This window comes from Bradyrhizobium sp. P2_E8, assembly GCF_056403875.1.
This window is the reverse complement of the sequence record NZ_JBFUES010000265.1, coordinates 1-8,010: the sequence shown is the minus strand read 5'-3', so window position 1 is coordinate 8,010 and position 8,010 is coordinate 1. Positions and strand designations below refer to the sequence as shown.

The 8,010-nt window shown below is 65.7% G+C and carries 10 protein-coding genes; 4 read left to right on the top strand and 6 right to left on the bottom strand.

The window, feature by feature from the left end:
• The 6 genes from AC1D00_RS16715 to AC1D00_RS16690 form a co-directional block, all read right to left on the bottom strand.
• Positions 1-449 (bottom strand): histidine kinase (locus AC1D00_RS16715; protein WP_477011437.1); only part of this gene is annotated, 449 nt, incomplete at its 3' end.
• Between the two features lie 40 nt (positions 450-489).
• Positions 490-1,095: a K(+)-transporting ATPase subunit C gene (locus AC1D00_RS16710; protein WP_404553495.1), complete on the bottom strand. Its 606-nt coding sequence runs from the start codon at positions 1,093-1,095 to the stop codon at positions 490-492.
• Between the two features lie 200 nt (positions 1,096-1,295).
• The gene (gene kdpB / locus AC1D00_RS16705; protein ID WP_477011436.1) at positions 1,296-3,410 is read right to left on the bottom strand and encodes a potassium-transporting ATPase subunit KdpB; all 2,115 of its coding nucleotides are present in this window, start codon (positions 3,408-3,410) and stop codon (positions 1,296-1,298) included.
• Positions 3,411-3,444: 34 nt separating this feature from the next.
• Entirely contained in the window at positions 3,445-5,148 is a 1,704-nt protein-coding gene (gene kdpA / locus AC1D00_RS16700) for a potassium-transporting ATPase subunit KdpA (RefSeq protein ID WP_477011435.1), read from the bottom strand.
• Between the two features lie 112 nt (positions 5,149-5,260).
• A complete protein-coding gene (locus tag AC1D00_RS16695; protein ID WP_091879689.1) occupies positions 5,261-5,350 on the bottom strand; it encodes a K(+)-transporting ATPase subunit F in 90 nt (29 codons plus the stop codon).
• 11 nt (positions 5,351-5,361) lie between these two features.
• The gene (locus AC1D00_RS16690) at positions 5,362-5,580 is read right to left on the bottom strand and encodes a hypothetical protein (RefSeq protein WP_404553492.1); all 219 of its coding nucleotides are present in this window, start codon (positions 5,578-5,580) and stop codon (positions 5,362-5,364) included.
• Between the two features lie 222 nt (positions 5,581-5,802).
• Here AC1D00_RS16690 and AC1D00_RS16685 point away from each other — a divergent pair, with 222 nt between their 5' ends.
• The 4 genes from AC1D00_RS16685 (at position 5,803) to dapA (ending at position 7,900) form a co-directional block, all read left to right on the top strand.
• Positions 5,803-6,270, top strand: a complete 468-nt coding sequence (locus tag AC1D00_RS16685) for a hypothetical protein (protein WP_477011434.1) — start codon at positions 5,803-5,805, stop codon at positions 6,268-6,270.
• 40 nt (positions 6,271-6,310) lie between these two features.
• Entirely contained in the window at positions 6,311-6,571 is a 261-nt protein-coding gene (locus AC1D00_RS16680) for a hypothetical protein (protein ID WP_477011433.1), read from the top strand.
• Between the two features lie 132 nt (positions 6,572-6,703).
• Positions 6,704-6,958, top strand: coding sequence for a hypothetical protein (locus tag AC1D00_RS16675; protein ID WP_477011432.1), 255 nt, complete (start codon positions 6,704-6,706; stop codon positions 6,956-6,958).
• A gap of 24 nt (positions 6,959-6,982) precedes the next feature.
• A complete protein-coding gene (gene dapA / locus AC1D00_RS16670) occupies positions 6,983-7,900 on the top strand; it encodes a 4-hydroxy-tetrahydrodipicolinate synthase (protein WP_477011431.1) in 918 nt (305 codons plus the stop codon).
• The last annotated feature ends 110 nt before the right edge of the window (positions 7,901-8,010 follow it).

Here is an 8,010-nt window from a genome sequence, read left to right as displayed (position 1 = left end):
ATGTTGACCGCAGTATAGACGTCGATGCCGTGGGAGAGCAGCTCTTCGACATCGAGATAGCGCTTGGGATGGCGGCTGCCGGCGGCGTTGGTGTGGGCGAGTTCGTCGACCAGCGCGATTTGCGGCCGGCGCGCGATCACGGCATCGAGATCCATCTCCTCGATCGTCTGGCCGCGGTAGTCGAGCCTCTTGCGCGGGACCACTTCGAGCCCCCGCACCAGTGCCTCGGTCTCGGCGCGGCCATGTGTCTCGACGAAGYCGACCACGACGTCGATGCCGGCCTTGCGCTTGGCATGGGCGCTTTGCAGCATCTCGTAGGTCTTGCCGACGCCGGGCGCGGCGCCGACGAAAATCTTCAGCTTGCCGCTCGCGCTCTCCTCCCGGCGCGCGGCTTCGAGCAGCGCCTCGGGGGACGGACGTTGTTCGGGATCGCGGCGCTGCTGAACCATCAGGCCAATATAATCATCCTGATATTCCCGGCCTAGAGCGCTACTTCGCGGACGCACGATCCAGAGCGAGGTTCAGGGCAAGAACGTTAACCCGGGGTTCGCCGAGGAGGCCGAGCAGACGGCCCTGGGTGTTGGAGGCAACAAGCTGCCTGAGCTGGTCCTCCGATATTTTCCGCGCCTTGGCCACGCGGGGCACCTGGAACTGCGCCGCTTCCGGGGAAATGTCGGGGTCAAGGCCGCTGGCCGAGGTGGTGACGAGGTCGACCGGCACCGCGGCGTTCGGATTCTCGCCCTTAAGCTTGTCCACGTCTTCCTTGAGCCGGTCGGCCAGCGCCTTGCTGGTCGGGCCGAGATTGGAGCCGCCCGAGTTGGCGGCGTTGTAGGGCGCCGAAACGGTCTTGGTCGAATCATTCGGGTCCGGCGCCAGCGTCGCCGAGGGGCGGCCGTGGAAGTACTTGTCGTCCTTGAACTCCTGCCCGATCAGGGCGGAGCCGACCACCTTGCCATCCTTCTCGATCAGGCTGCCTTGCGCCTGCGCGGGGAAGATCGCACCGGCAATGGCGGTCATCGCGAGCGGATAGGCCAGGCCCGTAATGGCGGTGAGCACCAGCAGAAGCACGATGGCGGGGCGGATTTCTCTGAGCATGTGTTTCTCCTATTTCTTTCGTCATTGCGAGCGAAGCGAAGCAATCCAGACGCCAGACCCTCACCCTGAGGAGCCGCGCTTGCGCGGCGTCTCGAAGGGCGAGGCCATCAGCCGGGCCTTCATCCTTCGAGACGCGCGTTCGGCGCTCCTCAGGATGAGGGACTGGCAGTCCCGACCGCCTCGTCACTCGCGTTGACATTTCAAGCCAGGTGTAAAGCGACGACGACGAGGTCGATCGCCTTGATGCCGATGAAGGGAATGACGATGCCGCCAAGCCCATAGATCAGCAGGTTGCGGCGGAGCAACGCACCGGCCCCGACCGCGCGGTAGGCGACGCCCTTCAGCGCGAGCGGGATCAGCGCGATGATGACAAGCGCGTTGAAGATGATCGCCGACAGGATGGCGCTCTGTGGGCTCGACAGGTTCATGACGTTGAGCACGTTGAGCTGCGGGTAGAACGCCAGGAACATCGCCGGGATGATCGCAAAGTATTTTGCGACGTCGTTGGCGATCGAGAAGGTCGTCAGCGCGCCGCGCGTCATCAGGAGCTGCTTTCCGATCTCGACCACCTCGATCAGCTTGGTCGGGTTGGAGTCGAGGTCGACCATGTTGCCGGCCTCGCGGGCGGCCTGGGTGCCGGTGTTCATGGCGACGCCGACATCGGCCTGCGCGAGCGCCGGCGCGTCATTGGTGCCGTCGCCGCACATCGCAACCAGCTTGCCCTTGGCTTGTTCGTCGCGGATCAGCTTGAGCTTGTCCTCGGGCGTTGCCTGCGCCAGGAAATCGTCGACGCCGGCCTCCGCCGCGATCGCCGCCGCCGTCATCGGATTGTCGCCGGTGATCATGATGGTGCGGATGCCCATGCGGCGCAGCTCGGCAAAGCGCTCGCGGATGCCGCCCTTGACGATATCCTTGAGCTGGATGACGCCGAGCAGCTTGCCGTCCTTCGCGACGGCCAGCGGCGTGCCGCCGGCTTTCGAGATCTCGTCGGCGATGATCTGGATCTCGCGGCCGACTTCCGAGAGCGCCGCCGGCTGGATGGCCCGGGCGGTGTTGCCGGAAGCAACCGCCAGCGGCGCGCCGCCGCCGACATAGCTGAGCATGGCATCGACCGCGCCCTTGCGCACCGATGAGCCGCCGGCATCGACGCCGCTCATGCGGGTCTGCGCCGTGAACGGAATGAAAGTGGCCCCCAGCTCGGCCATGTCGCGGCCGCGAATGCCATACTTCTCCTTCGCCAGCACGACGATGGAACGGCCTTCCGGGGTCTCGTCGGCGAGCGAGGCGAGCTGGGCTGCGTCGGCCAGCTCCTGCTCGGTCACGCCGCGCACGGGACGGAACGCGGTGGCCTGGCGATTGCCGAGCGTGATCGTTCCGGTCTTGTCGAGCAGCAGCGTGTCGACGTCGCCGGCCGCCTCGACGGCGCGACCGGACATCGCCAGCACGTTGAAGCGCACCAGGCGGTCCATGCCGGCAATGCCGATCGCCGACAGCAGTGCACCGATCGTGGTCGGGATCAGCGTCACGAACAGCGCGACCAGTACGATCACCGAGATCGAGCCGCCGGCATAGGCCGCATAGCTCGGGATGGTAACGGTGGCAAACACGAAGATGATGGTGAGGCCGGCGAGCAGGATATTGAGCGCGATCTCGTTCGGCGTCTTCTGCCGCTCGGCGCCCTCGACCAGCTTGATCATGCGATCGATGAAGGTCGAGCCCTGCGCGGCGGTGATGCGAACACGGATCCAGTCTGACAGCACCTGCGTGCCGCCGGTGACCGCCGAGCGGTCGCCGCCGGACTCGCGAATGACGGGCGCGGATTCGCCGGTGATGGCGGCCTCGTTGACGGAGGCAACGCCCTCGATCACCTCGCCATCGGAGGGAATGGTGTCCCCCGCTTCGACCAGCACGATATCGCCGACCTTCAGGCTGGTACCCGGCACCAGCTTGAAGGCCTGGCCCGCGCCGGTGAGCAGTTTGGCCTGGCTCTCGGTGCGGGTCTTGCGCAGCGACTCGGCCTGCGCCTTGCCGCGGCCTTCGGCGACGGCTTCGGCGAAGTTCGCAAACAGCACGGTGAACCAGAGCCAGAGGATGATCTGGAAGGTGAAGCCGAGATTCGCGCCACCGGTGACGAGGTCGCGCAGGAAGATCACGGTGGTGAGCGCGGCCACGATCTCGACCACGAACATCACGGGGTTCTTCACCATCAGCCGCGGGTCGAGCTTGGTGAAGGAGGCGCGGATCGCCGGCACTACGATCTTGGGATCGAGCATCGCCGACACGGCGGCACGTTTTTGCAGTTTCATCGTATCCATGGAGGTCACTCCAAACCAATCGGAAGATTGTCGATCAGAAGACTTGTCCGGCGTTCATCGCGAGGTGCTCGACGATGGGGCCGAGTGCGAGGGCCGGGAAGAACGTCAAGCCGCCAATGATCAGGATGACGCCGACGACGAGGCCGACGAACAGCCCGCCCGTGGTCGGGAAGGTGCCCGCCGACGGCGGGATCGATKTCTTGGCGGCGAGCGAGCCCGCGATCGCCATCGCCGGAACGATCATGAAGAAGCGGCCGACGAACATCGCGCTTGCCAGCGTGAGGTTGTAGAAGAGGGTGTTGCCGGTCAGGCCCGCGAAGGCCGAGCCGTTGTTGCCGGTCGCCGACGTGAAGGCATAGAGCACCTCGGTGAAGCCGTGCGGGCCGGCATTCGCCATGGAGGCGACCGCCGCCGGATAGATCACGCCGACCGCGGTCCAGCCGAGATACATCAGCGGCAGCACCAGGATCGCGAGCATCGCCATCTTGACCTCGCGCGCCTCGATCTTCTTGCCGACATATTCGGGCGTGCGGCCGACCATCAGGCCGGCCACGAAGATCGCGAGCACGACGAACAGCAGCATGCCGTAGAGGCCTGCGCCGACGCCGCCGACGATGATCTCGCCGAGCTGCATGTTGATCAGCGGAATCATGCCGCCGAGCGCGGTAAAGCTGTCATGCATGGCATTGACCGCGCCGCATGAGGCGGCCGTCGTGATCACGGCAAACAGTGAGGACGCGACGATGCCGAAGCGGACTTCCTTGCCTTCCATGTTGCCGCCGGTCAGGCCCAGCGCCTGGAGCGTCGAGGTGCCGCCCGCTTCCGCCCAATAGGTGATGGCGACGCCCGCCACGAACAGCACGCCCATCACGGCGAGGATCGCCCAGCCCTGGCGCTGGTTGCCGACCATCCGGCCGAACACATTGGTGAGCGCGGCACCGAGCGCGAAGATCGACAGCATCTGCACGAAGTTCGACAGCGCGGTCGGGTTCTCGAAGGGATGGGCGGCGTTGGCATTGAAGAAGCCGCCGCCATTGGTGCCGAGCATCTTGATGGCGACCTGCGAGGCGACCGGGCCGACCGCGATGGTCTGCTTGGCGCCCTCGAGCGTCGTGGCCTCGACGTAGTCGCCGAGCGTCTGCGGCATGCCCTGCCAGACCAGGAACAGCGTGTAGACGACGCAGATCGGCAGCAGCACGTAGAGCGTACAGCGCGTCACGTCGACCCAGAAATTGCCGACCGTGCGCACCGAGGCGCGCGAGAAGCCGCGGATCAGGGCCATCGCCAGCGCGATGCCGGTGGCCGCCGACAGGAAGTTCTGGTGCGTCAGGCCGAGCATCTGCACGAGATAGGACAGCGTGCTCTCGCCGCCGTAGTTCTGCCAGTTGGTGTTGGTGATGAAGGAGATCGCGGTATTGAAGGAGAGATCCTGCGCAACCGCCGACTGCCCGGCCGGATTGAACGGCAGCACGGCCTGGAGCCGCATCACCCCGTAGATGATCAGGAAGCCGCCGACATGGAACAGCAGCATGGCGACCGTATAGGTCAGCCAGTGCTGCTCGCGTTTCTCGTCGACGCCGGAGAACCAGTAGATGCCGGCCTCGATGGGACGCAGCACCGGCGACAGAAACGTCCGTTCGCCGTTGAACACGCGCGTCATGTACCAGCCAAGCGGCTTGGTCAGCGCGACGATGATCGCGCAGAAAAGAATGATCTGGAGCCAACCGATCACAGTCATGGCATTAACCCTTCAGGCTTTGTGTCCGGCGCAAGAGCGGCAGGAGCAGCGCGAGCAGGCCCGCGACGAGCGCAGCGTCGGCCAGCAGCAATTCGACAAGCAGCAGCACGGGTCAGAACCGCTCGGGCCGCAGCAGCGCGTAGGTGAGATACATCAGCAGGCCGAACGAGACGGCACCGGCGAGCGCATAATCGAAGATCATGATGTGCTCCGTCACAGCCGTTCGCAGGCGTAGGTGTAGCCGATCGCAAGCGCGAAGAAGCCGAAGCCCAGCGCCAGCATCAGAATGTCCATCATGGGAATTCTCCTCGTTGCGCCCTTGTATCCGGCGCAACCGCTTCTCAGACCTCCGGCGGGCGGGTGAGGAAACACAACGGATTTCCGCGGCACCAGCCGGAACTTTTGACCGTGCTGAAGTGCCAGCGCGGGCATAGGTTTTCGAGATGAGGGCTATGGCGAAGTTATAGGAATCTCATAAAGGCGCAGAAAACTTCGGGACGACCGCGGAGGGTGCGTCACGCATTGCGTCCCCGCCCCCGCACACTTATGAAATCCCTATATCTCCCGCCCCCTCCTCATCTCGTTTTCAAATGCCGCTTTGGCCATCTTGGAGACGCCGGCCGACTGACCGACGCCAACTCCGGGAGGCCTGACATGACCGCCGCTCTCCGACGCCTCGACCCACCTTCCCTCAGCCAGCGGCTTCGCGCGGCACCGGCGATGACACCGCCGCTGATGCACGACGTCATCGATCACGCCTGCCGGCGCATCCCCTCACTCGGCGACAGCGAACGCACCACGCGCATCATGCGCCTGATCGACGTCGAAGCCTGGGCAGACGCGGCGCTGGCGCTGATCGAGCTCGAGCTGCCGCTATGGCAGGTCCGCCGCATCGCCTATGACGAGGGCGAGTGGCACTGCGCGCTCTCGCGCGAGCGTGAGCTGCCGGACTGGCTGGACACTGCGGTCGAGGCACGCCACGCCGACCTCGCGCTGGCCTTGCTGTCCGCGTTCGTCGAGGTCCGGGCATTGGCCGTGGACGTGTCGCGGCCGAGCGTTCCCTCCGTTCGCCCTGCGCCGGATCCGCTTTACGAGCCGATCGGCTGCGACAATTTCGGCTAGAGCAGCCTGACGGGTTCACACCTTGTCACAAGCTCCTGACATGCCGCACATGCTGAGCCCGGCGCGCGTGATTGCACGCTTCGCCGTCCGCGTCGTGTTGCTCGCCGCCTTTGCCGCATTCGGCAGCGTCGGCTTCGGCCGAAGCCTTGTCGTTCTGCTCTGGATGTCGATTATCCTGTGCGCGCTCGCCGGCCTCGTCAGGCGCGAACCGCTGTTCGGCGCCGCGCTCAATCATTGGGACGAAGCTGTCGCCTTCGGCGCGCTGTTCGCGCTGGTCCACATTGCCAACGATGTGACCTGAGCGGTCGGCTTTATGACCTTCCTATGAGATCGCCGCGCACCCGCCCTCGAAATCATATTCGCGAGACAGGATATTGAGCGCGCAGGCAGGGACAAACATCCCGCGCCGGCGTCGTTCAGAAGGAATACATCCGTGAAATTCGTCGAACCTCCCTCGTGCAGCTCCGCCTCAACCATCGTCCTCATCGGCCGCAACCGTCGGGGACAATGGGTGGCGCAGGAGCAGAACGGCCTCTATGGCGGCCTGTTCGTCAGCCGTGCCCAGGCCGTCAAGTATGCGCTGTTCGAGAACGGACAGCACCCGGAGACCATCGTCGAGCTGCCGCGCGAGATCGAGCTCGACATGGGCAAGAGCCCCAGCGCCAACATCTCGCAACGCGCCGCCTGAGCCGGCGCCATCAGGCGAAGCACCATGTTCATTCCTCCCTCTGCCTGGTTCACCGGCTTCATTCCGGACCTGCCGACGCCGTTCGACGCGGCGGACGCAATCGACCTCAAGGCGTTCGCCGCGCTCTGCGAGCGCCAGGTCGCGGCGGGCGTCCCTGCGATCGTAGTCTGCGAGACGGCGGGCGAGGCGCCGACGCTCTCCCCGGCCGAGCAGGAGCTCGTCATTCGTACCGCCGTCGACGTTGTCCGCGGCCGCGTGCGGGTCATCGCAGGCGCGATGTCGAATGCGACCGGCCATGCCATCGAGCTTGCGCGACGCGCGGAGGCAGCCGGCGCCGAAGCCGTGATGGCGGTGGTGCCGGCCTACAACAAGCCGATGCAGGAGGGGATGCTCGCGCATTTCCGGGCCATCGCCGGTGCGACCGGCTTGCCCGTGATCCTGCACGATATTCCCTCCCGCACGCTGCGCCCGCTCGCCGACGATTCGCTTCTGCGTCTCGTCGAGTCCCGCCAGTTCGTCGGCCTGCGCGATGCCAGCTGCGACATCACCCGTCCGATGCGCCTGAGCCGGCTGCTGCCGGCCGGCTTTCGCCTGCTCTCCGGCGACGACGTCACCGCCTTCGGCTACATCGCGAGCGGCGGCGACGGCGCGATCTCCGAGGTCGCCAACATCGCGCCGGATCTCTGCCGCACGATCTTTTCGCAGGTCAGGCAGGGCCGCCTGCAATCGGCGCGCTACCTGCACAAGCGCCTCATTCCGCTCATCGCCTGCCTCTCCAAGGACAGCCCGGCAGCGCTCAAGAACGGCTTGGGCGTGCTGGGCCTGATGTCGCCGGCCACAAGATTGCCGATCGTGCCGCTGGACGCCGCCGCGCAGCGGGAGATGGTGCGAGCCTTCGCGGCGATCGCCGACGAGGAACTGATCGACGGCGTCGGCGCCTGACGCGTCGCGAAGCCGTCCGGAAATCGCATGCTGCAATCAGTCGAAGACGCGTCGGCGCCTGACGCGTCGCGAAGCCGTCCGGAAATCGCATGCTGCAATCAGTCGAAGAC

Bases quoted from the DNA above. Each gene is read 5' to 3' on its own strand.
- AC1D00_RS16695 (WP_091879689.1), bottom strand. From the start codon at position 5,350: ATGATCTTCGATTATGCGCTCGCCGGTGCCGTCTCGTTCGGCCTGCTG.
- AC1D00_RS16685 (WP_477011434.1), top strand. From the start codon at position 5,803: ATGACCGCCGCTCTCCGACGCCTCGACCCACCTTCCCTCAGCCAGCGG.
- dapA (WP_477011431.1), top strand. From the start codon at position 6,983: ATGTTCATTCCTCCCTCTGCCTGGTTCACCGGCTTCATTCCGGACCTG.
- AC1D00_RS16690 (WP_404553492.1), bottom strand. From the start codon at position 5,580: ATGCCCGCGCTGGCACTTCAGCACGGTCAAAAGTTCCGGCTGGTGCCG.
- AC1D00_RS16710 (WP_404553495.1), bottom strand. From the start codon at position 1,095: ATGCTCAGAGAAATCCGCCCCGCCATCGTGCTTCTGCTGGTGCTCACC.
- AC1D00_RS16680 (WP_477011433.1), top strand. From the start codon at position 6,311: ATGCCGCACATGCTGAGCCCGGCGCGCGTGATTGCACGCTTCGCCGTC.
- kdpB (WP_477011436.1), bottom strand. From the start codon at position 3,410: ATGGATACGATGAAACTGCAAAAACGTGCCGCCGTGTCGGCGATGCTC.